The 24590-nt window shown below is 62.2% G+C and carries 22 protein-coding genes; 10 read left to right on the top strand and 12 right to left on the bottom strand.

The features are described from left to right. Positions 1-12 precede the first annotated feature (12 nt). Together BA011_RS24165 and BA011_RS24160 are read right to left on the bottom strand one after the other, a co-directional pair. Positions 13-519, bottom strand: a complete 507-nt coding sequence (locus BA011_RS24165) for a hypothetical protein (protein ID WP_065282303.1) — start codon at positions 517-519, stop codon at positions 13-15. Continuing rightward, complete coding sequence (locus BA011_RS24160) at positions 516-1145, bottom strand: DNA-3-methyladenine glycosylase I (protein WP_065282302.1); 630 nt, start codon at positions 1143-1145, stop codon at positions 516-518. The genes BA011_RS24165 and BA011_RS24160 overlap by 4 nt, the downstream gene beginning before the upstream one ends. Before the next feature lie 228 nt (positions 1146-1373). Here BA011_RS24160 and BA011_RS24155 point away from each other — a divergent pair, with 228 nt between their 5' ends. The 3 genes from BA011_RS24155 (at position 1374) to BA011_RS24145 (ending at position 3851) form a co-directional block, all read left to right on the top strand. Then, the gene (locus BA011_RS24155) at positions 1374-2123 is read left to right on the top strand and encodes a L,D-transpeptidase (RefSeq protein WP_065282301.1); all 750 of its coding nucleotides are present in this window, start codon (positions 1374-1376) and stop codon (positions 2121-2123) included. Positions 2124-2363: 240 nt separating this feature from the next. Continuing rightward, the gene (locus BA011_RS24150; protein WP_017959135.1) at positions 2364-3056 is read left to right on the top strand and encodes a L,D-transpeptidase; all 693 of its coding nucleotides are present in this window, start codon (positions 2364-2366) and stop codon (positions 3054-3056) included. Positions 3057-3176: 120 nt separating this feature from the next. After that, positions 3177-3851: an outer membrane protein gene (locus BA011_RS24145; RefSeq protein ID WP_065282300.1), complete on the top strand. Its 675-nt coding sequence runs from the start codon at positions 3177-3179 to the stop codon at positions 3849-3851. Positions 3852-3869: 18 nt separating this feature from the next. Here BA011_RS24145 and BA011_RS24140 read toward each other — a convergent pair whose 3' ends face one another. The 4 genes from BA011_RS24140 to BA011_RS24125 form a co-directional block, all read right to left on the bottom strand. Further along, entirely contained in the window at positions 3870-4310 is a 441-nt protein-coding gene (locus BA011_RS24140; RefSeq protein WP_065282299.1) for a hypothetical protein, read from the bottom strand. 65 nt (positions 4311-4375) lie between these two features. After that, positions 4376-5689, bottom strand: a complete 1314-nt coding sequence (glcF, locus tag BA011_RS24135; RefSeq protein WP_065282298.1) for a glycolate oxidase subunit GlcF — start codon at positions 5687-5689, stop codon at positions 4376-4378. 245 nt (positions 5690-5934) lie between these two features. Beyond that, complete coding sequence (gene glcE / locus BA011_RS24130; protein ID WP_065282297.1) at positions 5935-7134, bottom strand: glycolate oxidase subunit GlcE; 1200 nt, start codon at positions 7132-7134, stop codon at positions 5935-5937. Continuing rightward, a complete protein-coding gene (locus BA011_RS24125) occupies positions 7131-8570 on the bottom strand; it encodes an FAD-linked oxidase C-terminal domain-containing protein (RefSeq protein WP_065282296.1) in 1440 nt (479 codons plus the stop codon). Before BA011_RS24125 ends, glcE begins: the two co-directional genes overlap by 4 nt. A gap of 160 nt (positions 8571-8730) precedes the next feature. On the opposite strand from BA011_RS24125, the gene BA011_RS24120 reads away from it, so the two are divergent. Next, positions 8731-9627: a LysR family transcriptional regulator gene (locus BA011_RS24120; protein ID WP_065282295.1), complete on the top strand. Its 897-nt coding sequence runs from the start codon at positions 8731-8733 to the stop codon at positions 9625-9627. Between the two features lie 13 nt (positions 9628-9640). On the opposite strand, the gene BA011_RS24115 is transcribed toward BA011_RS24120, so the two are convergent. Both BA011_RS24115 and BA011_RS24110 read right to left on the bottom strand, forming a co-directional pair. Next, positions 9641-10798 (bottom strand): adenosylhomocysteinase, encoded by a 1158-nt coding sequence (locus tag BA011_RS24115; RefSeq protein WP_065282294.1) that lies wholly within the window; start codon positions 10796-10798, stop codon positions 9641-9643. 411 nt (positions 10799-11209) lie between these two features. Beyond that, on the bottom strand, positions 11210-12118 hold the full coding sequence (locus tag BA011_RS24110; protein ID WP_065282293.1) for a LysR substrate-binding domain-containing protein: 909 nt from the start codon (positions 12116-12118) through the stop codon (positions 11210-11212). Positions 12119-12350: 232 nt separating this feature from the next. Here BA011_RS24110 and BA011_RS24105 point away from each other — a divergent pair, with 232 nt between their 5' ends. The 4 genes from BA011_RS24105 (at position 12351) to BA011_RS24090 (ending at position 16716) form a co-directional block, all read left to right on the top strand. After that, positions 12351-12881, top strand: a complete 531-nt coding sequence (locus BA011_RS24105) for an NUDIX hydrolase (RefSeq protein ID WP_065282292.1) — start codon at positions 12351-12353, stop codon at positions 12879-12881. Between the two features lie 62 nt (positions 12882-12943). Next, entirely contained in the window at positions 12944-14440 is a 1497-nt protein-coding gene (locus tag BA011_RS24100; protein WP_065282291.1) for an inorganic phosphate transporter, read from the top strand. Positions 14441-14457: 17 nt separating this feature from the next. Beyond that, on the top strand, positions 14458-15195 hold the full coding sequence (locus BA011_RS24095) for a 16S rRNA (uracil(1498)-N(3))-methyltransferase (protein WP_065282290.1): 738 nt from the start codon (positions 14458-14460) through the stop codon (positions 15193-15195). A 147-nt stretch (positions 15196-15342) separates the two neighbouring features. Continuing rightward, positions 15343-16716, top strand: a complete 1374-nt coding sequence (locus BA011_RS24090; protein ID WP_065282289.1) for a glutamate--cysteine ligase — start codon at positions 15343-15345, stop codon at positions 16714-16716. Between the two features lie 62 nt (positions 16717-16778). Here the strand turns inward: BA011_RS24090 and BA011_RS24085 are convergent, their stop codons facing one another. Continuing rightward, positions 16779-17663 (bottom strand): hypothetical protein, encoded by an 885-nt coding sequence (locus BA011_RS24085; RefSeq protein WP_065282288.1) that lies wholly within the window; start codon positions 17661-17663, stop codon positions 16779-16781. A 197-nt stretch (positions 17664-17860) separates the two neighbouring features. Between BA011_RS24085 and BA011_RS24080 the strand changes: the two genes are divergently transcribed. Then, the gene (locus BA011_RS24080; protein WP_065282287.1) at positions 17861-18721 is read left to right on the top strand and encodes a DUF937 domain-containing protein; all 861 of its coding nucleotides are present in this window, start codon (positions 17861-17863) and stop codon (positions 18719-18721) included. Between the two features lie 263 nt (positions 18722-18984). Here the strand turns inward: BA011_RS24080 and BA011_RS24075 are convergent, their stop codons facing one another. Next, positions 18985-19284: a DUF1127 domain-containing protein gene (locus BA011_RS24075; RefSeq protein ID WP_065282286.1), complete on the bottom strand. Its 300-nt coding sequence runs from the start codon at positions 19282-19284 to the stop codon at positions 18985-18987. A 213-nt stretch (positions 19285-19497) separates the two neighbouring features. Between BA011_RS24075 and BA011_RS24070 the strand changes: the two genes are divergently transcribed. Continuing rightward, positions 19498-20454 carry a LysR substrate-binding domain-containing protein gene (locus BA011_RS24070; protein ID WP_038614725.1) on the top strand — a complete coding sequence of 319 codons (957 nt, stop codon included), beginning with the start codon at positions 19498-19500 and terminating at the stop codon, positions 20452-20454. A gap of 6 nt (positions 20455-20460) precedes the next feature. Here BA011_RS24070 and BA011_RS24065 read toward each other — a convergent pair whose 3' ends face one another. Then, the gene (locus BA011_RS24065; RefSeq protein ID WP_065282647.1) at positions 20461-21102 is read right to left on the bottom strand and encodes a TetR family transcriptional regulator; all 642 of its coding nucleotides are present in this window, start codon (positions 21100-21102) and stop codon (positions 20461-20463) included. A gap of 210 nt (positions 21103-21312) precedes the next feature. Next, entirely contained in the window at positions 21313-24363 is a 3051-nt protein-coding gene (locus tag BA011_RS24060; RefSeq protein WP_237352529.1) for an autotransporter outer membrane beta-barrel domain-containing protein, read from the bottom strand. Positions 24364-24590: the final 227 nt, after the last annotated feature.

Genomic DNA, 24590 nt, shown 5'->3' with positions numbered 1-24590 from the left:
GCTACCTCTGCCTCATTGCGGCTTCGGCGGGGCCTTCGGGAACAGCGAGGGGCGCTCCGGCTCGGCCGGCGGTTTCGGCGGCTGCGGGGCAGCCGCCAGCGGCTCGATCAGGATGCTGAAGGGAGCGCCGAGGCCACGGCGCGGCGAGACCTTGGAATAATAGGGACGCATCAGCCAGGTGGCGTTTTCCTTGATCGTCGTCTCGAAGCTCATGCCGTCCTCGTCGGTGCCGAAGAAGGCCTCGTCGTCGGGTTTCGACAGGTCGAAAATCGCCAGGAAGGCAAATTTGCTTTTCGTCGAAAAGCTGATCTTCAGGTGCTGGCCGGCGCGCACCGGCAGCGTATAGACATGGCCATTGCCGAACTTCGTCCAGCCCTTCAACTGCATGGTGACCGCCGGGAATTGCAGCTTCTCCAGCTTCTCGCCGGGATCGAGCTGCGGCGTCTGCGCCATGGCGGAGACCGTCAGGAGGAAAAGGGCAGCAGCGGCGATCAGTGTTCTCATGGAATGATCTTTCATGGGCGAACCAGAGCGGTGCGCATCGCCTCGACCTCGGGCCGGCAGAAGCAGCCATCCAGATGATCGTTGACGAGACCCATCGCCTGCATGAAAGCATAAACTGTGGTCGGGCCGACAAAGGTCCAGCCGCGTTTCTTCATATCCTTCGAAATGACCACCGATGTCGGCGTCGTCGGATTGGCGATGATATGCTCGCGGTCGACCACCGCCGGCCGCTCGTTATGGCCGGGCTCGTAGCGCCAGAAATAATGGGCGAGCGAGCCGAATTCGGCCCTGAGCTCGATTGCGCGTTTGGCATTGTTGATGGTCGAGACGATCTTGCCGCGATGGCGGATGATGCCGGCATCGGTAAGACAGCGGGCGACATCCGCTTCACCGAAGAGAGCGACCTTTTCGAAATCGAAACCTGAAAAGGCGGCGCGGAAATTCTCGCGTTTGCGCAGGATCGTCAGCCAGGAAAGACCGGACTGGAAGCCTTCGAGGCAGATCTTCTCGAAGAGGCGGATATCATCGGTGACGGGGCGGCCCCATTCCTCGTCATGATACCGGAGATAATCGGGCAGATTGGCGTGCCAGTGGCAGCGGCTCCTGCCATCCTCGCCGATGATGATGCCAGTCGCGCTCATGATCCTTCATTCTGCGGGGGTCCGCTTCGTTCTCTGCTCATGATTCCGGCTTTACCATTTGCAAACTGTCTTTCCAAACCGAACGGTAACCCTGACGAAAAGTTTATCCGGCGGGTCGGCTTTTCATGAATCGATCTTTACCATTCGCTGGCGGATAGGATGGCAGCGTCTTCCCAGGGCGGACATTCCCGCCAGCGCATTTTCGGTCATTTGTAGAGAGTTCGTCCGATGATGAAACAGCTTGTTCTTGCCGCAGCCTTGTTCGGCATTTTCTCCACGGCCGCCATTGCAGACGACCGCTACGCCACCCGCCCACCTGTCGTGCTCAGCCCGGACCTGACCGCACCGTGGATCAACCAGCTCGGCGGTGGCAGGGTTCGTCCCGTCGTCTATCAGCGGCCGGTCGTCCGCCAGCAGCAGGGCGGCCTTTTCCAGCGCCGCGTGCTGCGCCAGGCGCCGCAGGCGGCACCGCAGACCGTCTCGGCGATTAAACCCGGCATACCGTCGATCCGCCGTCCGATCGAACCGCAATACCTGCCGCAGATGGTCGATTACGACACCACGGAAAAGCCCGGCACGATCGTCATCGATACCAACAACCGCTTCCTCTATCTGGTGATGCAAGGCGGCAAAGCGCGGCGCTACGGCGTCGGCGTCGGCAAGCCGGGCTTCGAATGGGCAGGCGCCCACAAGATCACCCGCAAGACCGAATGGCCGGACTGGACGCCGCCTTCCGAGATGGTCCGCCGCGAAGCCGCCAAGGGCCATTATCTGCCGGCGCGCATGGATGGCGGGGCGGAAAACCCGCTCGGTGCGCGCGCCATGTATCTCGGCTCGACGCTTTACCGTATCCACGGCACCAACGCGCCCTGGTCGATCGGCAGCGCCGTTTCCTCCGGCTGCATCCGCTTGCGCAACGAAGACGTCGTCGACCTCTACGACCGCGTCAATGTCGGGACCCGCGTCATCGTCATGTAACGGCGGCGCAATACTTGCAGCGCCGCGCGTCTTTTCTGATGCGCAAGGGACGCCGTAACCCTTTAAATTGCTGCATAATTTTTCCTTACGTCGATTCTGATTTGAGGATAAATTATGCAGTAGGAGCCGCAAGAACATCTGCCTCCCCTTCTCCAAAAAATGCTTTATCCGGCCACACCGATCTTGAATCGGGCAGAAGTTCATGTAGCTTCGAGCGGATTTGCTTGAGGGGAATCGATCATGATCAAACTAATGTCGGGTCTGGCTGCTGCCGGACTTGTCCTGTCCTTGATGTCCACATCCGCCTTTGCTGCACCCGCCGGCTCCGCGTCCGACAATGCACGGCGCCCGGCGCAGATCGTGCGCGTGGCGCAGATGCCGAAATATGTGAAGCCGCAGTTCAAGCGCAAGAAAGTGCGGCTGGTGACGACGGAGGCTGCCGGCACCGTCATCATCGATACCAACAACAAGTATCTCTACCTTGTCGAAGGCAACAATCGCGCCACCCGCTACGGCATCGGAGTCGGCCGCGACGGCTTCGGCTGGTCGGGGGTCGTCAAGATCGGCCGCAAGGCCGAATGGCCGAGCTGGACGCCGCCGGCCGAGATGCGCCGCCGCGAAGCCGCCAAGGGACATATTATTCCCGCTTTCCAGGAAGGCGGCGAGGACAATCCGCTCGGCGCCCGCGCCATGTATCTCTACCAGGGCGGCCGCGACACGATCTTTCGCATCCACGGCACCAACCAGCCTTGGACGATCGGCCTCAACATGTCTTCCGGCTGCATCCGCATGATGAACGCGGACGTCATGCATCTTTACGATCGCGCCTCCGTCGGCACCAAGGTGATCGTCATCGGCCCCGGCAACAGGCAGGGCAAGGTCGCGTTCGAGGACAGGGGCATCGACGTGCTGCGCACTATGTTCGGCGGCTGAGCAACACTTACCGAAAAAACGAAAGGCGCAGTTTGTCGCGCCTTTTGTTTTGCTTAGACTTTGCGGCCAAAAGCTGGCACACGTGCCTAAGAGTCGACATATTTGTTTCGGGGCTATTCAATGATATCTGCGCTGCGTTCCTCCGCTTCCTTGCTTGCGGGCATCGCGTTTTTTACCGTCTGTTCGGCAGTTTCCGCCTCGGCGGAAGACCTGCAATTCTCCATTTACGGCGGCTACCAGACCGCACCGCACAGCGGCGTCGATCTTTCCGACGGCACGAGTTTCACCGCCGGCTGGGAAGGCAAGTCCTTCGGCAGCCCGCCTTATTACGGCGCCCGCGTCACCTGGTGGCTCGAGGATTTCAACAAGCCGAACTGGGGCATCTCGCTCGATTTTACCCATGACAAGGTCTATGCCGACGACGATACGCTGGCCAAGGCCGGCTGGTCGCATTTCGAATTCACCGACGGCCTGAACCTGCTCACCGTGAACGGTCTCTACCGCTTCCAGGATCCGGCCCGCCGCTGGACGCCCTATCTCGGCGCCGGTATCGGCGTGAACATCCCGCATGTCGAAGTGATTCGTCCCGAGGGCAAGACCTGGGCCTATGAATTCGGCGGCGTGACGCTGCAGGCCCAGGCCGGCGTCGACTTCAAGGTGACCGAGCGCTGGTCCACCTTCGTCGAATACAAGGGCACCTATTCACGCGTCGACGTTCCGATCGATAGCGGCGTGGACCTGAAGACCAATATCTTCACGAATGCCGTCAACGTCGGCGTTTCGTTCCACTGGTAACAAATTTCAGCTGCGGTGTTATTTGGTGCCGCAGCTGACCTTGCCCTCGACGGCATAGGGTTTTTCACCGCCTTCGATGGTCAGGGAATAGCTGCCGCTGAAATTTGCGGCCGGCTTGCCGCGCTCGCCGGCGACGACCACCAGATCCAGCGTTGCGCCGCCGGTGTCATCTTCGCCGCCGTCGAAGACTTCCATGAGCAGTTCGCCGTTACGCGACCAATGGTTTGTCAGGTGCTGCGATTCGAAAACACGCTTTCCGAACACGGCCTCTTGTGCCGGATCCTTGACGATCAGCGCGCCGCGGAAATGGTTGAGCTTGTGGCCGGCGGCGCTTTCGAAACCGCTTTCCAGCGTGAAGCGCGCTTCCTTGTCGTCGGCGGAACAGAAAAAACGACTATTCGCATGGGCAGTGCCTGCCGCGCCGAGCAGTCCCGCAAATACGATCATTCCACGCCACATCGCCCAACCTCCCGAGACAGCGTCCTTTGCGGCTCTCGAAAAGATGCGCGGCGCTGTAATAGGGCTCAGCCTAACGGCAAACCTGTTAATTTTTCCGGCACAGCGCCGCCATAGGCCCAATCGAGAAGCTCGACCGTATGCAGGATCGGCATGCCGGTGCCGGTGGCGATCTGGGTGATGCAGCCGATATTGCCGGTGGCGATGATATCGGCCTTGGTGGCCTCGATGTTCCTGACCTTGCGCGCCTTCAGCGCGGCCGAGATCTCCGGCTGCATGATGTTGTAGGTGCCGGCCGAACCGCAGCAGAGATGACCTTCGGCGGGATCGCGCACCGTAAAGCCCGCCGCTTTCAGCAATTGCTTCGGCGCGAGCGTGATGCGTTGGCCGTGCTGCATCGAACAGGCGGAATGATAGGCGACCGTGATACCCTTCGGCATCTGCGAGGGCAGGTCGAGGGTTGCCAGATATTCGGTGACATCCTTGGCCAGCGCCGAGACCCTGGCCGCCTTTGCGGCATAGGCGGAATCGAGGCGCAGCATATGGCCGTAATCCTTGATCGTCGTGCCGCAACCTGAAGCGGTGATGATGATCGCGTCGAGGCCCTGCCCGTCGATCGCGCGCGTCCAGATATCGACATTGGCACGCGCGCTTTCGAGCGCCTGTTCGGCGCGGCCCATGTGATGGACCAGCGAGCCGCAGCAGACCTCGCCTTCCGGCATCACGACCTCGACGCCGAACCGCGTCAGCAGCCGGATCGCCGCCGCGTTGATGCCGGGATCGAGCACCGGCTGGGCGCAGCCGGAAAGCATCGCCACCCGGCCGCGCCGTTCCGTCTCGGGCCGATACGTGCCGGGTTTTGCGAAGTCCGAAGCGGCCGGCGGGATCCGCCGCGGCGCAAGCGCCAGCATGGCGGCAAAGGGTTTCAGCGCGCCACCGCGCATCAGGCCGGCGAAGGGCCGGCCGAGACGGGCGAGATTGAGCGCTAGGCGGAAACGGCCGGGATAGGGTAGCACGGCGGCAAGGATGGCGCGCGTCAGCCGGTTCATGAACGGGCGTTTATAGGTCTTTTCGATATGGGCGCGGGCGTGATCGACCAGATGCATGTAATCGACGCCGGAGGGGCAGGTGGTGACGCAGGCAAGGCAGGAGAGACAGCGGTCGATATGGGTGACGACTTCGGCATCGGCGGCCCGGCCGTTTTCCAGCATGTCCTTGATCAGGTAGATGCGGCCGCGCGGGCTGTCGAGTTCGTTGCCGAGCGTCACATAGGTGGGACAGGTGGCGGTGCAGAATCCGCAATGGACACATTTGCGCAGAATCTGCTCGGATTCGGCGACATCGGGGTCGAGAAGCTGGGTGGGGGTGAAGTTGGTTTGCATCTAGCGGGATCCCCGAGGGATGGTGAAGGTTGTGCTTGGGACACCCCCCTCTGTCCTGCCGGACATCTCCCCCACAAGGGGGGAGATCGATATGCCGCACCCGCTTCCCATCTCGCAACGCTCAGGTTTACCATCGCGATAAGTCGAAATGAGAGCGTCACGGCTCCTGCGTGATCTCCCCCCTTGTGGGAGAGATGTCCGGCAGGACAGAGGGGGGTAACCCAAGCACAAACTCATCTTATCCTTCACCCCATCTTCCCCGGATTGAAGATTCCCGCCGGATCGAATTTTTCCTTCACCCGCCGGGACAACATCGCCACCGCCTCGGGCTCCGGATGGAAGGCGGATGTAACCGCCCTCGCCTCACCAGATGCACGGATCAGCGTCGCGTGGCCGCCGCCGAGCGCCTTGATGTAGCGACGAACCAGTTCGGCTTCGGGGCATGCTTCCATGCGCATCCAGACGAGGCCGCCCTGCCAGTCGTAGAAGGCGTCGACGCCTGCCTCGAGGCGGAGGGCTGCGACCAGCTGATGGCCGGTGCCAGGGGCAACCGAGACGCGCCAGACTGGTCGCGCCGTGCCGTCGGCATAGGGCAGCACGTCGCGGATGTCCTGCCAGAGCCTGAAGCTTTCCGGCTGTTCCAGCCGCGTGACCGTGGCGACGCCCGACATTGCTGCGGCAAGCTTTTCGATGCGCACGTCGACCGAGCCCGGCAGGCCTTCGATGCGCAGAACCGTCGCCTCGCCCTCGGGCAATTTGCCGGCGAGGAATTTCCACGTCACCGTCAGCGGCAGATGGGCGGCGGCTGAGACTTCGACCGGCAGGGCCATCGCCGCCGCCATGGCGTTTGCCGCCTCGGCGTCGTTGAGACCTGATAGCACCACCGTCCGCTCCGTCTTCGGGCGCGGCGGCACGCGGAAGGTGACTTCGGTAAGGAAGCCCAGCGTGCCATGCGAGCCGGCAATCAGCTTGGCGAGGTCGAGGCCGGTGACATTCTTCATCACCCGACCACCGGCCTTGATGATCTCGCCCCTGCCGTTGACAAAGCGCACGCCGAGCAGGCTGTCGCGGGCGGCACCGGCGATCAGGCGGCGCGGGCCGGAGACATTGGCGGCGAAAACGCCGCCAATGGTCGGCTCGCCCGATGTGCCCATCACCGGGCGATGATCCATCGGCTCGAAGGCGAGCATCTGGCCGCTGTCTGAAAGTGCCGCCTCGACCTCGGCAAGCGGCGTGCCGGATCGGACGGTCATGACCATTTCGCCGGGGTTGTAGGCGACGATGCCGGAGATTTCGCTCGGGCGCAGCCGGTCTTCGGCGGCAACCGCATTGCCGAAACCCGAGCGGCTATCGCCGCCGCAGATTGCGAGCGGCCGGCCGGCTTCCGCATGGGCGCGGACGATCGCCGCCGCCTCTTCCTCGGTCTTCGGCATCAGATCGATCATGCAGCTGGACGCCCCTCGAGCGGAAAGACCTTCGACGGATTGAGGAGCCAGCCCGGATCGAAGGCGGCGCGGGCCGCCATTTGCTGGGCGAGATCCACCTCGGAATATTGGTGCCGCATCAGGTCGCGCTTCTCGATACCGACGCCGTGTTCGCCGGTGAGGCAGCCGCCGGCATCGACGCAGAGCCTCAGGATATCGTTGCCGGCGGCTTCCGCGCGGGCGGCATCCTCCGGATCATTGGCGTTGAAGAGGATCAGCGGATGCATATTGCCGTCGCCGGCATGGAAGACGTTGGCGACGCGCAGGCCGTAATGATCGACGATCTCGGCGGTCCGCTTCAGCACGTAGGAGAGCTGGCTGAGCGGCACGGTGCCATCCATGCAGATATAGTCGGCGATGCGGCCGGTGGCGCCGAAGGCGGATTTGCGGCCCTTCCAGATCAGCGCCGCCTCGGTCGCCGACTGACATTCGCGCACGGTCTTGACAGCATGCCGGCGGGCGATCTCGACGATGTCCTTCAGCGCCGCGTCCATCTCCGCTTCCGAACCCTCGACCTCGACGATCAGCAGCGCACCGACATCGAGCGGATATCCGGCATGGGCGAAGGCCTCGCAGATCTCGATTGCCGGCTTGTCCATGAATTCGATCGCAACCGGGATAATGCCGGCGGCGATGACATCGGCAACGCAGGCGCCGGCCTCCTCCGAACCCTCGAAGCCGAAGAGCACCGGGCGCGCGCCTTCCGGCTTGGCGATCAACCGCACCGTCGCCTCGGTGACGATGCCAAGCTGGCCTTCATGGCCGCAGACGAGGCCGAGCAGGTCATAGCCTGCCGCATCCAGCGCCTTGCCGCCAAGCTCGATCACGGTGCCGTCGACCAGCACCATCCTGACGCCGAGCAGATTATTGGTGGTGACGCCGTATTTCAGGCAGTGGGCGCCGCCGGAATTCATGCCGATATTGCCGCCGATGGTGCAGGCGAGCTGCGAGCTCGGGTCGGGCGCATAGAAAAAACCGTCCGCGGAGACGGATTCGGAAATATTGAGATTGGTGACGCCCGCCTGGACCACGGCAACGCGGTTCGGCAGATCGATTTCGAGGATGCTGTTCATCTTCGACAGGCCGAGCACGACGGCATCTTCCTGCGGAATGGCGCCGCCGGAGAGCGAAGTGCCGGCGCCGCGCGGCACGACGGGAATGCCGTAGCGATTGCAATAACGCATGATGGCGGAAACCTCGGCCGTGGTGCGCGGCAGGGCAACGGCGAGCGGCAGGCGGCGGTAGGACACGAAAGCGTCGGTCTCGAACGGCACCAGCTCGCGCGCCTCATGCACCAGGCATTCCGGCGGCAGAAGATCGGTCAGATCGGCGACGATCTGGGCGCGGCGCGCCAGCACGTCGGCGCGGGGCTCGAGAAACGAAATGGCGTCGGACATGGCGTTCTCCCTGGCCCTGACGACGGGGAATGACAGCGGGAAGATGACAACGGAAACCGGCCCCGACCTCCCTGCCGCCGATAGACCGGCTTAGCACTTTCCCGAAAGTGGCGCAAATGCTAAGCACTTATGCCAAAAGGGGAAAAGTCACGAAAACCGTATGACCAATCTGGGTGATCTCGAAATCTTTGCCAAGGTCGTTTCGACCGGAAGCATGTCGCTCGCCGGGCGGGCGCTCGGCTTTTCGCCGGCCGTCGTCTCCAAACGGATCAAGCGGCTGGAGGACCGGCTCGGTACCCGGCTTTTGCAGCGCACGACGCGACAGATCTCGCTGACGGAGGCCGGACAGGGCTTTTACGACCGGGTTCTCGGCATTCTCGCCGGGCTTGAAGAGGCGGAATTCTATATTTCCGGCCGCTCGGCGCAGATGCACGGCACGCTGAAGATCTCGGCCCCGACCTCCTTCGGGCGCATGCATATAGCGCCGCACCTGAAGGATTTCATGGAGGCGCATCCGGAGCTTGCGATCAACCTGGTGCTGACCGACGAATTCAGCGACATCGTCGGCGGCGGCTTCGATCTGGCGATCCGCATTGCCGAACTCACCGATTCGAGCCTCGTTGCCCGAAGGCTGGCGCCGGTGCGCCGGCTGCTCTGCGCTTCGCCGGATTACCTTGCGGCGCATGGCGAACCGAAGCACATCGACGAGCTGAAACACCATCGCTGCCTGCCGGCCCATAATAACGACACCTGGCGGCTGAAGGGGCCGGACGGGGCGCTCAACCTCAGGCCGGAGGGCTTGCTCATCACCAATTCCAGCGAGGTGATCCGCGAGGCTGTCATCGCCGGTCTCGGGATCGCGCTGCGCTCCACCTGGGATATCGGCGAAGAGCTCAAGAGTGGCCGCCTCGTGCAGGTGCTGCCCGCCTACGAAAGCTCGCACAATGTCGCTCTGTCGGCCGTCTATCCCAGCCGGCAGTTCCTGCCGGCCAAGGTGCGACTGTTCATCGACTATCTCGCGGAACTTTATGGCCCCGTCCCCTACTGGGAGCGCTGACGGCGGCGCCGATTCAGCGCGCCAGATCGAGATAGGCGTTCGCGACCATCGCATCGATATCGGAGGGCACAGGCACGATGCAGGATTGGGGACCGGCCTCGCCCTTGGCGATGCGTTCCAGGCAGCGGGCCTGAAGGGTGAAGCCGAGATCCATCGATTCGACGGTATTGCCGAGCGGCCGCGGGCCGGCGAGATTGGCCATGTGGCCGCCGCCGAGCACATGGAAGGAGCGGCCGTCGCTGAGATGGAAGGTCTCGATGTGATCGGCCTCATAACGATCGATACCGGCGACATCGGGATGGCGGCGGAAAGCCTCGACATCGATCTCATGCGGGAAATGGCCGCCATTCATCAGGATCGCGCCGTCCTTGACCAGCGGCAGGTCGGCCGCCGTCACGATAGCGGCAAAACCCGTGACGGTGACGATGATATCTGCCGAGCGGATCGCCGCATCGCGCAGCGGCGTGACGAAGCCGTCGAGATGGGCTTCGAGTGTCGTCACCGGATCGGTATCGACGACGCTGACGGTGGAAAAGGCATTGCGGAAACAAGCAGCCGTGCCCTTGCCGCAGGCGCCGTAGCCGAACACCGTCACGCGTTTGCCGTTGGTGGAGCGGTTGGTGAAGCGCAGGTAGCTTTCAAACAGGCTCTGGCCGACGGCATGCCTGTTTTCGGCGAACTGCTTGATCGGGCTGTCGTTGATGACGAGGATCGGCATGTTCAGGCGCTCGCGGATCGGCAGCAGGCGGGTGCGGCCGGAGGTGGTTTCCTCGGTGCCGCCGCGGAGATTGGCGTAGGGTTTTTCCGCCGCGATCGCGAAGAGATCGCCGCCATTGTCGAGCAGCAGATCAGGCTTTTCGGCGATCACTGCTTCGAGGCTCTGATGATGGGCGGCGGGATCGGTCGTCTGCGTGGCAAAGACCGTGATGCCCTGGGAACGCAGGAACTCGACCGTCGAAGGCTGGGTGCTGTTGAGATTGCCGGTGCAGACGAGACGCGCGCCGCCGGCGCGAAGCGTCATCAGCAGCGCCACCGTCTTCGGCTCGAGATGAATGCCGGTGCCGATCGACAGGCCCTCGAAAGGACGCGTCCGCTCGAATTCGGCCGCCGTCGCCTTGAGCAGCCGGCAGCTGTTGCCGATCCAGTCGATGCGGGTTGCGCTCTTTTCCATCATCTCTTTCCTATTTGCGTGTTGGTGCTGTTTTTAGCGGAGCAACAGGGCTGCGAATATGGAAGTAATTCTGGCGAAGGGGCAGAAAATCTGCCCTTTCAGGCCGGTGTCCGGTGCCCCTCATCCGCCTGCCGGCACCGACCGGGGTCGAGCCGCAGGTCTCGACCCGTCCTTCGGACCCCAGCTTGCGGGGCGAATGGACATTCCGCGCCCTCTCCGTTCCCCGTCCACCTTTGCGAAAGTCCCCTCCCCAACCCCTCCCCACAAGGGGGAGGGACTAACCCGGAGCGCCCGCCTCTTTCCACTCGAAACGTCGCAGATCTGGAAAACGGGTGCGGCAGGTTAAGCCCCTCCCCCTTGTGGGGAGGGGTTGGGGAGGGGTCTTGATTGGGTCCGAACCGCCACGCCCCTTCAACCCGACATCCCGCAACGAAGCAGCCAGCCGGACAAAGCCGCAAAGGCCGGCCGTTTCGCATCCGGCGTGCGGCAGCAGAGGCTATAGCCCGATGGCCGGGAGATGAAGCCATGGGGCGCGACCAGATGCCCGCGCTGGAGATCGTCCTCGATAGAAGCACGCGGGGCAAGCGCGATGCCAAGCCCGGAGCGGGCAGCCCCCAGCGCCAGTAGCAGATCCTCGAATTCCTGGGCGCGGGAATAGACGACCGGCTGCGTGCCGCTTTCGGCAAACCATTCGTCCCAGAGTTTCGGAACGCTGCGGCTGACAAGCATCGTCAGCGCGCCCATCGCCGCCGGGCCGCTCGATAGTGTCGCGGCAAGCGAAGGCGTCGCGACCGGGCCGAACTCGTCCGCCATGAACCGCAGGGCGGTAATGCCTGCGGCCGGCCGGTATTCGCCGCCCATGATCACAGCGTCCAATTCGGGGTGCATCTGCAACGGTTCGACCACGGTCATCGGCACGATGTCGACGGTATGGCCGAGGCTCGCCTGCATGTCTGCCACGCGCGGCATCAGCCACCAGACTGCGAAGGCGGAGGGCACGCCAAGGCGGATGCGGCCCGGCACCACGCCTTCAAGCTCCGAAGCAGCGCGCTGCAGAATGTCGAAAGCCGCACTCGCGGCGGCTGCAAAAGCGCTGGCCTGCAAGGTCGGGACCAGCCTGCGGCCGTCACGCAGGAAGAGCTTGCGGCCGAAGTGATTCTCCAGCATGTCGATCTGCTGGCGCACGGCGCCGCGCACCACATTCAGCTCTTCGGCAGCCTTCAGAATGCTGCCGTGACGGCAGACGGCCTCGAAGGCGCGGATGGCATTGAGCGGGGGAAGACGCATGGGGACGACATTCACAAAATCATGGTGGATCACTAGATCTCGCCATTGAACGAAAGGCAAGTTCACGCCATATTGTACAGCTGTGCAATGTGACGCATTCGAGACAGGATGTGGCGGATTTTTCGAAACTGTTCCGCCTCAATTTCCCTATGAACGGCGATCAAATCGCGTTTCGAATCGTCACGCCTATTTTGGATTGAGTAAGCTTTCCGTGATATACGTATATGAGTGATTCCTAACGACGACTGCGAAGGTGACCCGACAATTGACTCTTCTCGCCCGACTGGCTTCCGATGTGCAACTGATGTTCCGGCGTCCGCCGCGACAGCAATATGGTGCGCTCTGCTATCGGGTAAAGAAGAAGAGCGGCGAGGTCGAGGTACTGTTGATGACGAGCCGCGACACCGGCCGCTGGGTCATTCCCAAGGGCTGGCCGATGACGCGCAAATGCGCCCATGAGGTTGCGACGCAGGAAGCCTTCGAGGAAGCCGGCGTCCGCGGCGTCGTCGAAGCGGAGACGCTCGGCGCCTACACCTATTCGAAGGTGCTGCGCGACGGGGTGCAGGTGATCTGCAAGGTGCAGGTCTATGCGCTCGAAGTCACCGACATGGCGAAGAACTTCAAGGAAAAGGGCGAACGCCGCATCGAATGGGTTTCATTCGACGAAGCGGCGGCGCGCGTGCGCGAACCGGAGCTCCGCCACCTTTTCCTCGCCTTCAAGCAAAGGATGGCCGACAGGCTTTCGGCCAAGGCGGCGAAGCAAATTCCAGAAGTGAAACAAATTCCGGCAGAATGAATCCTGCCATCTTGCGCTGCTAGGAAAGCAGCGTAGAAGCAGATTCATCCTCAGGAAAAAGAATGCCGCCACGTCCCGCAGTCCTCACGAAACGCACGCTCGATAAGGACCTCGACAAGATCACCCATGCCGAGGACGCGGCGAAGCATGTTTTGCGGCGGCTGGTGCCGCCTGGTCTCGGGCTGATCTTTGTCGGTCTGGCCATGCTCTTTGCCGGTGTCTACGTGTTCGACCGGCCGGGAGCGATGCTCGTCGTCGCGGCGGCGGCCCTTGCCGGCTACATGGCGATGAACATCGGCGCCAATGACGTGACCAACAATGTCGGCGCCGCCGTCGGCGCGCGCGCCATGACGATGGGCCAGGCACTGATCATCGCCGCGATTTTCGAAGTTCTTGGCGCCACGATCGCCGGCGGCGAGGTCGTCAAGACGATTTCCACAAACATTGTCGACGCCGTCCAGGTACCGCCGGCGCTGCTCGGCTGGATCATGATGGCGGCCCTGATGGCCGCAGCCCTCTGGATCAACCTTGCAACCTGGATGAACGCGCCGGTCTCCACCACCCATGCGATCGTCGGGGCGGTGATCGGCGCCGGCATCTCAGCCGTCGGGCCGGAGCCGGTGAACTGGCGGGTGATGCTGGAGATCACCGCGAGCTGGATCACCTCGCCGCTGATCGGCGGGCTGATCGCGGCCGGGCTGCTTTATCTCGTCAAAACCCTGATCATCTATCGCGACGACAAGATCGCGGCCGCGCGGCGCTGGGTGCCGGTGCTGGTTGCGGTGATGGCCGGCGGCTTCATGGCCTATATGGTGCTGCAGCTGTCGCCCACGGGCAGGTTTCAGTCTTTCACCATCATCCTTATCGGGATCGGCATCGGGCTGGTGAGCTGGCTTGCCGCCCGGCCGCTCGTTCTCGCCCAAGCGCGGGATCTTGAAAACCGCAACAGCTCGCTGCGGGTTCTGTTTAAGCTGCCGCTGATCGGCTCCGCAGCGCTGCTGTCCTTCGCGCATGGCGCCAACGACGTTTCGAACGCGGTCGGGCCGCTTTCGGCGATCGTCCATTCGGTCGGCATCGGCGGCGACGCCATCGGGCACCCGCCGCTCTGGGTCATGCTGATCGGCGCCTTCGGCATCTCCGTCGGCCTGCTGCTCTTCGGGCCGCGCCTCATTCGCCTCGTCGGCGAGGAGATCACCAAGCTCAATCCGATGCGGGCCTATTGCGTCGCGCTGTCGACAGCCTTTACCGTCATCGTCGCCTCCTGGCTCGGCCTGCCGGTCAGCACCACGCATATCGCCGTCGGCGCCGTCTTCGGCGTCGGATTCTTCCGCGAATGGTACACGCGCCATTCGAAGGCCCGCATCGCCTATATAAGGCGCAAGGCCGAGAGCTTTGATATCGACGAGCCGGAAGAGCCGAATATCCACGAGACCCGGCGGCGCTATCTCGTGCGCCGTTCGCATTTCATGACGATCATCGCCGCCTGGATCGTCACCGCGCCGGTTTCGGCAGCGCTTGCGGCAATGATTTATTGGGTTATGTTCGCGCTCTTCGTCTGAGATCCCGAGTTTTTTAAATGCGCGCCAATTTCCGTATGCAACGGCTTTTCGTCGACGCGCCGCTTTCCAGCGGCGCCGTCGTGGAGGCGAATGCCGATCAGTTCAACTATCTCGGCAATGTGCTGAGGATGGAGGACGGTGCGGAGATCCTGCTCTTCAACGGCCGCGACGGCGAGTGGAAGGCGACCCTTACCTTCCCCACGCGCAAACGCATCCTGTTGACGGCAACCGAAGAGACGCGGCCGCAGCCGCTGCCTTGCGACCTGCACTACCTCTTTGCGCCGCTCAAGGTCGGCCGCATGGACTACCTCGTGCAGAAGGCGGTCGAAATGGGAGCCGGCCTGCTGCAGCCGGTCATGACCCAGCACGTCCAGGGCAAGATCACCAATCTCGACAAGCTGCGCGCCAATGTCGTCGAAGCGGCGGAGCAATGCGGCATCCTCGGCATTCCCGATGTGGCCGAGCCGGTGAGGCTTCTCGACCTGCTCGACCGCTGGCCGAGCGAGCGTCGCATCATCTATTGCGACGAGGGCGATGCCGGGCAAAACCCGCTGCCGGTGCTGTCGGCGATCAGGGAAAGACATCTCGCTTTGCTCGTCGGGCCGGAAGGCGGCTTTTCGGAAGAAGAACGGGCGCGGTTGCGAAGCCTCGATTTCGTCACCGCCATTCCGCTAGGGCCGCGCATCCTGCGAGCCGATACGGCAGCTGTTGCGGCCCTGGCGGTGGTGCAGGCGGCGATCGGCGACTGGGATTGACCTCGAAAACGGGTTGACATGGAAATCGGCGCTATTTTTTTGATGCGTCGTTGAAAGAATTTCACTTGCAACATAGGTGGCTTGGGTCCAAATCACCCTTCCAATTGCCCGGCCCCCTGGGCGCCTTTTTGAATACAGGTATCCCGCATGGCCCGCGACACTACCGACCAGACACCGCTCTCTTCGGTCCAGGATCTGACCGATTATATCGCCGCGGGCAACAAGCCGCGGGAGCGCTTCCGGATCGGCACCGAACACGAGAAATTCGCCTTCTTTCGCGCCGACAACAGCCCGGTTCCCTATTTTGGCGATGCCAGCATTTCGGCCCTCCTGACCGGCCTGCAGAAAAAAAGCGGCTGGGAGCCGATCACCGACGGCGGCAACATCATCGGGCTTGCCGAGCAGAACGGCATGGGCGCGATCTCGATCGAGCCAGGCGGCCAGTTCGAACTCTCCGGCGCACCGCTGGAGACGATCCACGAGACCTGTCGGGAATCGAACCAGCATCTGGCGACGCTGCGCGAAATCGCCGAACCGATGGGCATCCGCTTCCTCGGCATCGGCGGCAGTCCGAAATGGACCTATGCGGAAACCCCGCAGATGCCGAAATCACGCTACGAGATCATGACCCGCTATATGCCGAAGGTCGGTACCCAGGGTCTCGACATGATGTACCGCACCTGCACGATCCAGGTGAATCTCGACTTCTCCTCGGAAGCCGACATGCGCAAGAAGATGCGTGTCTCGATGAAGCTGCAATCGCTGGCGACCGCGCTTTTCGCATCCTCGCCCTTTACCGAGGGCAAACCGAACGGGCTGCTCTCTTGGCGCGGCGATATCTGGCGCGATGTCGACAACCGGCGCGCCGGCCTGCTCGATTTCACCTTCCGCGACGATTTCGGCTTCCGTGACTATGCCGAATGGGCGCTCGACGCGCCGATGTATTTCATCGTCCGCGACGGCCGCTATCACGACTGCACCCATGTCACCTTCCGCCAGTTCATGAATGGCGCATTGAAGGGCGAGGTCGCCGATCCGGCGCCGACGATGGGCGACTGGACGAACCATCTTTCGACACTCTTCCCCGACGTGCGGCTGAAGCGTTTCCTCGAAATGCGCGGCGCCGACGGCGGCCCATGGCGCCGCATCTGTGCCTTGCCGGCCTTCTGGGTCGGCCTGCTCTACGACGATGCCGCACTCGAAGCCGCCGACGAACTGACCAAGGATTGGAGCTTTGCCGAGGTCGGTGCGCTGCGCAACGCCGTTCCCGCCGAAGGGTTGAAGGCGCAATTCCGCGGACACCCGCTCTTCGACATGGCGCGCGAGGTGATCGGCATTTCACGGGCCGGCCTCAAGGCGCGAGGCAGGCTCAACCGGGAAGGCCAGGACGAGAGCATCTTCCTGGCGCCGCTCGAAGAAGTGCTCGCCAAAAAGGCGACGCTCGCCGAGGATCTGCTGTCGCTCTATCACGGCCGCTGGCAGGGCTCGGTCGAACCGGTGTTCGAGGACTATCAGTACTGAACTGAGCCCCTGAATTCCCTAAATCGGAATCGATTCAAGGAATATGCAGTAGCAAGCTGTGGTCACGGCGCCTTCGCGCGCTTTCTGGCTTCGCGCGATCTTGCCGTGCGACGGGCGGGCCTTAGTTCCTCGATCGTCGGCAGCCACCACTCGGCGTCTTGAACTGGTGGCAACTTCGCAGGCCAGGTGCGGACGAGTTCTTCCAATGTGGGGATCCGCCAATATCCCCAGACGTGGTCCTCGGTCACGCCGAGATAGAAGTCCGCAACGACGTTCGGGTCGACCAACTCACCTGATATTTCGGTAAACACGACGATTCCATAGGCGGTGACCACGGGACGGCCTATCGGCGGCAAGTGGTCGCTCTGAAGCGGGTAGCGATGACGCTTTCGTTCCGCAGAGCGGAGCTTGCTGCGCACATCCCGTTCGGTCCCTTTCCGCTCCTCGGCTCGACGTCGTCTCTCCTCCGGCTCGTTTCTGCGCGCCGCCGCCTCGATCTCCGCCCACCGGCGTCTGAGTTCCTCATAGGACCGGAAGGGAACGTGCCATAGCTTGAGATCGCCGTCCCATCGCGAGAATGGCACCTCGCGCAGTTCGTCGACGACGGTCTTTGAATACGGCGTGCGGATTCGAAAGCCTGCCTTGCCGAGTTCAAGGTAAGGACTGTCGATGGGATCGAAGGCGAAGGCGTCGCGGCCCTTCGCATCGGCATGGGCGTCGGCTTCAGCCTCCATCTCGGCAAGCCATTGCCCGATGCGGCGGGACGCCGTCCGCCCGGGAACGAACCAGGCCTTGCGGGCATCACTCCAGCGGGCACGGGGGAAGCGTCTTCGGAATTGCTCGACGGTCATCCTGTCATAGGGGAAGGAAATGTCGGCGCCCGGCTTCGCACCGTCTTCATTCGGTGGCGCCTCGTCGTGACCAGTGGAGGATTTGGTTTCGGCCATGGAAGAAGAACGCCGGCGCGCAGGGATCGGTTTCCGATGAGCATACCATATAGGCCGATGGAGGGTGACGGCCGGCCGTCGTTATGGCCGCTTTCGCCTCATCCGGCTAAGTTCTTATGGCAAAAAGCCGTTTGCGCATTGCCATTTCCGGTTATAGTGGCGTTACAACGCGTCACGACCGGGGGAAAGGGACTTCCATGCTGCCACTCTTCGACATGATGATGCAGGCGCAGAACGGGGCGGCGATGGAAGCGATCGCCCGGCAGTTCAACCTTGCGCAGGAACAGGCGACGAAGGCGATGGCGGCGCTGATGCCGGCCTTTTCCGCCGGGCTGAAACGCAGCACCAGCAATCCCTATGATTTCGTCGGGCTGATGCAGGCGGTCTCCTCCGGCAACTATGCGCGATATTTCGAGGATATGAACCGGGCCTTCACGCCGGAGGGTATTTCCGACGGCAACAACATCCTTGCCCAACTCTTCGGCTCGAAGGAGGTTTCGCGCGCGGTCGCCGCCCAGGCGGCGCAGATGACCGGCATCGGCCAGGACATTTACAAGCGGATGCTGCCGGTGCTCGCCGATACGCTGATGGGCGGGCTCTTCAAGCAGACGACCGGCCAGATGGCCTCGCCGGTCAATCCTTTCGTCAATACGGCGATGGGCGAGACCATCCAGAAATGGCTTGAGAGTACCGGCTTCGCGCCGAAGCCGGCCTCAGAGCCCAGCGTCTTCGACAATCCCTTTACGCAGGCGATGCAGCAGATGTTTTCGGTGCCGAAGCCTGCGGCAACGCAGACGCCGAACCCCTTCCTCGACAATCCTTTCGCCAAGGCCTTCCAGGAGATGATGGGCGGGCTCGGCCAGCAGCCAAAGCCCCAGACCACGACCAAGATGCCGGAAGCGCCACACGAAGAGGCGAAGGCCGCTGCAGACAGCTATACCGAGATGCTGAACGCCATGTTCGACAGCGGGCTGGAAGTGCAGAAGAACTACCAGCGGAACCTGGAAGCGATCTTCGAAACCTATCGGCCGAAGCCCTCTTCGGAAAAGAGCGAATAGCGCTCTGAAGCGCGTCGCGATCTTTCCGATTCGCTTGCCACGCTTTAGGTCCTTGGTTTCTCGCATATCGTTGCCGCAAAACCGCGACACACTTTTGCGCGACATGCTTTAGATTTTTGCGCATGTCGTTATCGCAAAACCGCGCACACTTTAGCGCGACATGCTTTCGCGCATAAAAAAACCCGGAGATGGCTTGGGAAAGCCGATCACCGGGTCAAGCGGCAGGGCTATTGGCTATCACCCTGCGGGGAAACTCGACGCTCCTACTCTTCGTGGGAGCGGAAGAACGACAGGCGCCAGCGATTGCGCGCCGAGCGCGTCAGATGTTCCGACGGGTCCTCGAAGAAGGTCGACGCCAGGAACGCGGAGGTCAGGTCGGCCCTGCTAAGGCCGATATCCCTCAGCTGAGCGTCGCTCAGATCGTGCAGCGTGTTGATCTCCATTCGATTGCGGAACCCGCGAAAGAGGGAGGTCAACGGTGCGAGGCCTGCTGCCAGACGCTGGGAAAACGTCGGGGTGAGCTTGCCACAGTCGAGTTCTATTGTCCGATCTGTCATGCGCATGGGACTCTCCTTTCTTTCGATTTTCTTTTGGCGCGCAACAACCCACCCCTCCCGCGAGGTCGCACGGGAAGGAGCAAGGCTGAATTGGCTCGGACAGGCAGGGTGTCTGTCCTTCACTTTGCTTGATTTGCATCCCGAAGATGCCAAAGACCTATTGATCAGTCCAACGAATGTTTCTAATGATTATCATCAGCTATCTTTATGGGTGAAAACATGTCCGCGCCTCTTGATCTCGACCAATTGCAGACTTTTATCGCCATCGTCGATTCCGGCAGCTTCACCAAGGCCGCCGACAGGGTCTACAAGACCCAATCGGCCGTCTCCATGCAGATGCGCCGTCTTGAGGAGCGCATCGGCAAGCAGCTGTTCATCAAGGACGGGCGCGGCAATCGGCTGACGGTCGAGGGAGAAAAGCTGCTCAACTATGCCCGGCGCATCATCCGCCTCAACAATGAGGCGATTGCTGCTTTCGACGACAACAGGCTGGAGGGGATGCTGCGCATCGGTACGCCGGACGATTATGCCGACCGCTACATGCCCGAAATCATCGGCCGCTTCGCCAAGACGCATCCGAATGTCGAGCTCTACATCGTCTGCGAGCCCTCGGTGGATCTGGCCGAGCGCATGCACAAGGGCGAACTCGACATCGCGCTCGTCACCCACAATCCGCGCGAGCGCATGTCCGATGTGGTGAGAACCGAGCCGCTCTGCTGGGTGGGTTCGGCCAACCATCCGATCCGCGACGACGCCCCGGTGCCGCTTGCCGTCGGCCGGCGCGATTGCCAGTGGCGCCAGCTCGCCTGCTCGGCGCTCGATGCTGTGGGACGCGAGCACCAGATCCTGTTCACCAGCTGGTCCTGCACCGTCGTTGCCGCTGCCGTGCTTGCCGGCATGGCGGTTTCGGTCATGCCGGAATCGGCGCTGCGGACAGGCATGAAGGTGCTGAGCCAGGCGGACGGCTTCCCGGCGCTGCCGCCGGTGCAGATCGGCATCATGAAGCGGCCGGGCGTTTCGCTCTCGCTAATGAACGCGATCACGGCGCATATCACCGCCTGCCTCGACAATATCACGCCCACTGTCGTCGACGACAGCCTCGAGGCGGACGTCAAATCCGCCCAGGCGCGCCTTTATCCGCGGCTGAAGGCGGCCAATATGGTACCAAGCTGGTAAGAACTCTCAGGCAGCGCGCTGTACCGTGGTGGCGAAAAGGGAGGCGCGAATGACGCGCTTCCATTCATCGAGCATGCGCCGCGCCAGGGCCTCCTCGCTCACGGCGGCAAGCCGGATGACGGCGCCGATCAGGTGGCTGAACAGGTAAGTGCGCGCATACATTTCTTCGTCGCAAAGGTCGGGAGCCAGCTGGCGCACGGCGTCATGGAAGATGCCGGCGACGCGGCTGCTATGTTCGATATTCAGCTGCAACAGATCCTGATCGGTCTCCGTTCCCATCCAGACGCCGAGATAGACAGGATCGTTGTGGTAGGACTCGTAATACCAGTCGATGATGGCGCAGACGCGGTCCAGCGCCTGGTCGAGTGACTGGACGTCGGTAAACATCGCCGCCGTCTTCGCCTGGATCGCCGAGGCGTGCTGGTCGAACAGGGCTTTGACGATTGCCGCCTTCTCCGGGAAATACTGGTAAACCGAACCGATCGGTACCTTGGCGGCAATGGCGAGTTCCGTCATTCGCATGGCGCTGACGCCCTTTTTGGCGATGATCTTGGCGGCGGCAGCGAGAATGAGGTCCAGCCTCTGGATGCTGCGCTCCTGCTTCGGCTTCCTGCGCAAGCCGATGCGATCCATGCTTTCCGCGCCCATGTCGTTCCCATTCTTTTTGTTCGCGGCGGAAGGCATGACATGCAGGTCTTCATCGGCGGTAAATGGAAACACTCGCATTTTAACGACCGGCAAAAGCGTATGAAAAACGGGGCTCTACGGCATTATGCTGCAACTCAAAGTGTTGCAATGTCCTTACGCGTCTGAAAAGACGCGGGAGCGCTGCAATGCATCTCGTATTTCGGAACGTTTTTAGAATTTCACCGACAGCGTCGCTTTGGCCCCATGCTGCTGCGCATTATCGGCAATCTGGCCGGAATAGGCGATGCCGAGGATGGCGCTTTCGGTGAGGTCGAAGTCGAGCCCGGCGTCGAGAACGAAGGCGTTCTCTGCCACCGGTACGCCGGCGACGGTGAACGCGTCGCCTCCGGCAAAAGCATGCGTCGACACCGGAACGATACCGCCGGCGGCGTGCCGCCAGCCTGACATGCCGCGCAGGGTGGCGTTCGTCTCGCCCAGGCGGATCTTCATGTCGGCATGCAGGCCAAGTGTGGTGATCGTGGTGTTGGTCGTGCGGCTGGAGCTGTCAAGCGCGGCGGCCCCGCCCTGTTCGGTGAAACCCGCCGTTCGAATGCCGACATGGGCGAGATTGACGAAAGGCTCGAAAGAGGCCGCCGCCGCCTCAAACCGATAGCCCAGCTCGGCAAATGCCTGCAGCGTGCCGGCATTGTAGCTCGCCTCCAGCCTGTCCTCGAAGCTTCCGAGAGCGACGCTGCGGCTGGTCTCGATCTCGTGCCACGTATGAGCGAGACCGGTTCTGAAGGCGAGACCGCCCCATTGCGTGCCCGCGTAAAGGCCGAGGTGATAATCGTTACTCGATCCCGATGAGCTTCGATGCCGCGGATCGAATTGGGAATTGCTGTAACCGGCCATCAGGCCGAGCCTGACGTCATCGAACGTGGCGTCGACGCCGGCGAGAAACCCGCCGGTCCGGTGGTTGAACGTGGCGGCATTGCCGTCCGTGTGTGTCTCGCTTGCACCGCCAAAGGCCGTGCTCCAGAAAACCGGCGCGCCCGAAGGATCGGCAACGATGAGTTCCGGACCGCCCGGCCAGAAGGCCTGTATCGGGATCATGCCGACACCGGCATCGCCGAACGCGGAACGCAGGCGCTCGTTGGCGGCCTCGCGGACAAAGAGGCTTTGCGTGATCAGCGCTGTTTTGATCGAGGCATGGATTTCACCGGAAAGCGCGTCGTAGCTGGCCTGGATCAGCGGCTCGTCATCATCGGGCAATGTGACGATGGCGTCGTAGATATCGTTGCCGGTTCCGAGATTCTCTGCAGCCTCTGCCGTGGCAACCTGGTTGCGCGTCCGTGCCATGTCGCTGAAACGCACGTCGTTGCGTTCGATCTCCAGATAGACGTTGTTCAGATCATAGGAGAGATCTGCCGAGAGGAAGGCATAATCGGACGTGACGGCGCCGAATGTTCCGTTGATCCCGCCGGCGGCGGTAAGGATCGTATAGGTGGAGAAAGGCTGGTAGTCGCCATTCATCCCGACATGGGCAACGCTGGCGCCATTGAGGAACGCGGTCCCCGTGACCGAGATCAAATCGCTGGCAGTGCCAGCGGGATCGACCTCGACCTCATAGGTGGAACTGGGATCGAAGGTGAGGTTGCCGCCAATGGTCAATGTTCCGATGGAGTTGCCCGGCGCGATGGTGACGCCCGCACCAGCGGTCACCGTCCCGATATGACCCGACCCGGCCAGCGTGCCGCCGGTCATCATCAGGATGCCGCCAAGGTTGCCATTGACGATCAGGCGTCCGTCCGAAACCGTGGTCGTGCCGGCAAAGCCCGAGCTATTGCCGGTCAGGCGCAAGGTGCCGCTGCCCAGCATCATAACGTCGCCGCTGCCGGAGAATATGCCGCCATAGGTGGTATTGCTCGCCTGATCGAGCGTGAGTTCGGCGCTGCCGATGGCGATCTCGCCGCCGCTTCCCGAAAGCTCTCCCATAGTCAGGTCGAAGCCGCCGAGATCGAATATGCCGCCATTGACCGCATAGGCGCCATTCTGCACGAAGGCGCCGGCACTGCCCGCCTGCAACGTGCCGGCCTCGACCGTCGTCACACCGGTATAACTGCTGGTGCCCGAAAGCGTCAGCGTGCCGCTGCTCTGTTTCGTCAAATCACCGGCACCCTGCAGATCCGTGGCAATGCCGACGGCAAAGCCGTTCGTATCGATAAAGGCGCCGCCGGCATCGATCGTTACCTCGCCGGCGTTGAAATCGCGCAGGAAATTCGCCTCGTTGCCCGTTGCGCTGAGAATGCCGCCATCGAAAACGAGGTCCGCGTCACCATCGCCTCTCTCGATATATCCGGTCTCCAGGACGCCGCGCCCGTTTGCGTCGCTACCCGCAATCCGCACCGTTCCCGTGGCGCCCGAATCGTCGGCGATGATGACCTCGGAAGCCGAAACCGTGCCGCCACTGTCGACGGTCACACTGCCCGAACCGAATACGCCGACAAACAACGCGCCGGAGTTGATCCAACTCGACCCCGCACCAGTCACGCTTACCACGCCGCTGGCGTTCGAGCTGAAGCCTACATAGCCTTCGCTGTCGATGACCGAGCCACCATTCGAAATAGTCAGTGTTCCTGCTCCCGCCTCGCCGACCGAGACATAGCTGGAATTGATCCAGATGGAGTTCGTGCCGGTGACGATAACCTCACCGATGGCCGTGGAGTCGTTGCTGATATAGCCGGATGCGCTGCTGACCGTTCCGCCGTTCGAAATAGTCAGAGTGCCGGTGCCGCTGTCGCCGATATAAAGATCCTGGGCATTGGTCCAGGTCGAGCCGGTGCCGGTGACCGTCACCGTGCCGCTGGCGCCGGAGAAATAGCCGATATAGCCGAATGCATTGTTGACTGCAGCTCCGTCTTCGATGGTGAGCGTGCCGGTGCCTTGATGGCCGACATAAAGGTCGTCGGCATTGGTCCAGGTCGAGCCTGCCCCCGTGACCGTCACCGTTCCTGCGGCGCCTGGATGGACGCCGAGCACGCCGATGTCATTGCTGACTGTGCCGCCATTCCGGATGACAAGGGCTGCATCGTCACCATTCTGATCGCCGACGATGAGGTCGGTATTGATTGTCCATGGGCTCGGTTGCGTGCCCGCGCCGGTACCGCCCGGGTCGTTGCCATCGACGATCTCCGTGTCATTGCCGGTGATGACCTGCGCCCATCCCGGTCCCACGGCCAGGACCAGCGCCGCAGTGCTTGCCAATCCCGCAAGTCGCAGCATGACCATCCCTTGGATTGCCGCTCCACATATCCTTTCGCCCATGCTCGCTCGCAAATCGTCCCCACATCATTCGCTCGCGCAGAAATAGGCCAATCAATTTAAATATTAGTAACCATGTTATTGAAATATTCATCGGGCGCGGGAACAACAACCTTACGTCGCACGCTTTAGGCGGATGTTTTGACTGGTCCTCCAGCCTTTTCACTTTGGTGAAAACAATATCGTTG

The sequence above is a fragment of the Rhizobium leguminosarum genome (assembly GCF_001679785.1).
In the GTDB taxonomy this organism is placed as follows: Bacteria; Pseudomonadota; Alphaproteobacteria; order Rhizobiales; family Rhizobiaceae; genus Rhizobium; species Rhizobium leguminosarum_R.
The sequence above is the reverse complement of the archived record's forward strand: the minus strand, read 5'-3'. Positions and strand labels throughout refer to the sequence as shown.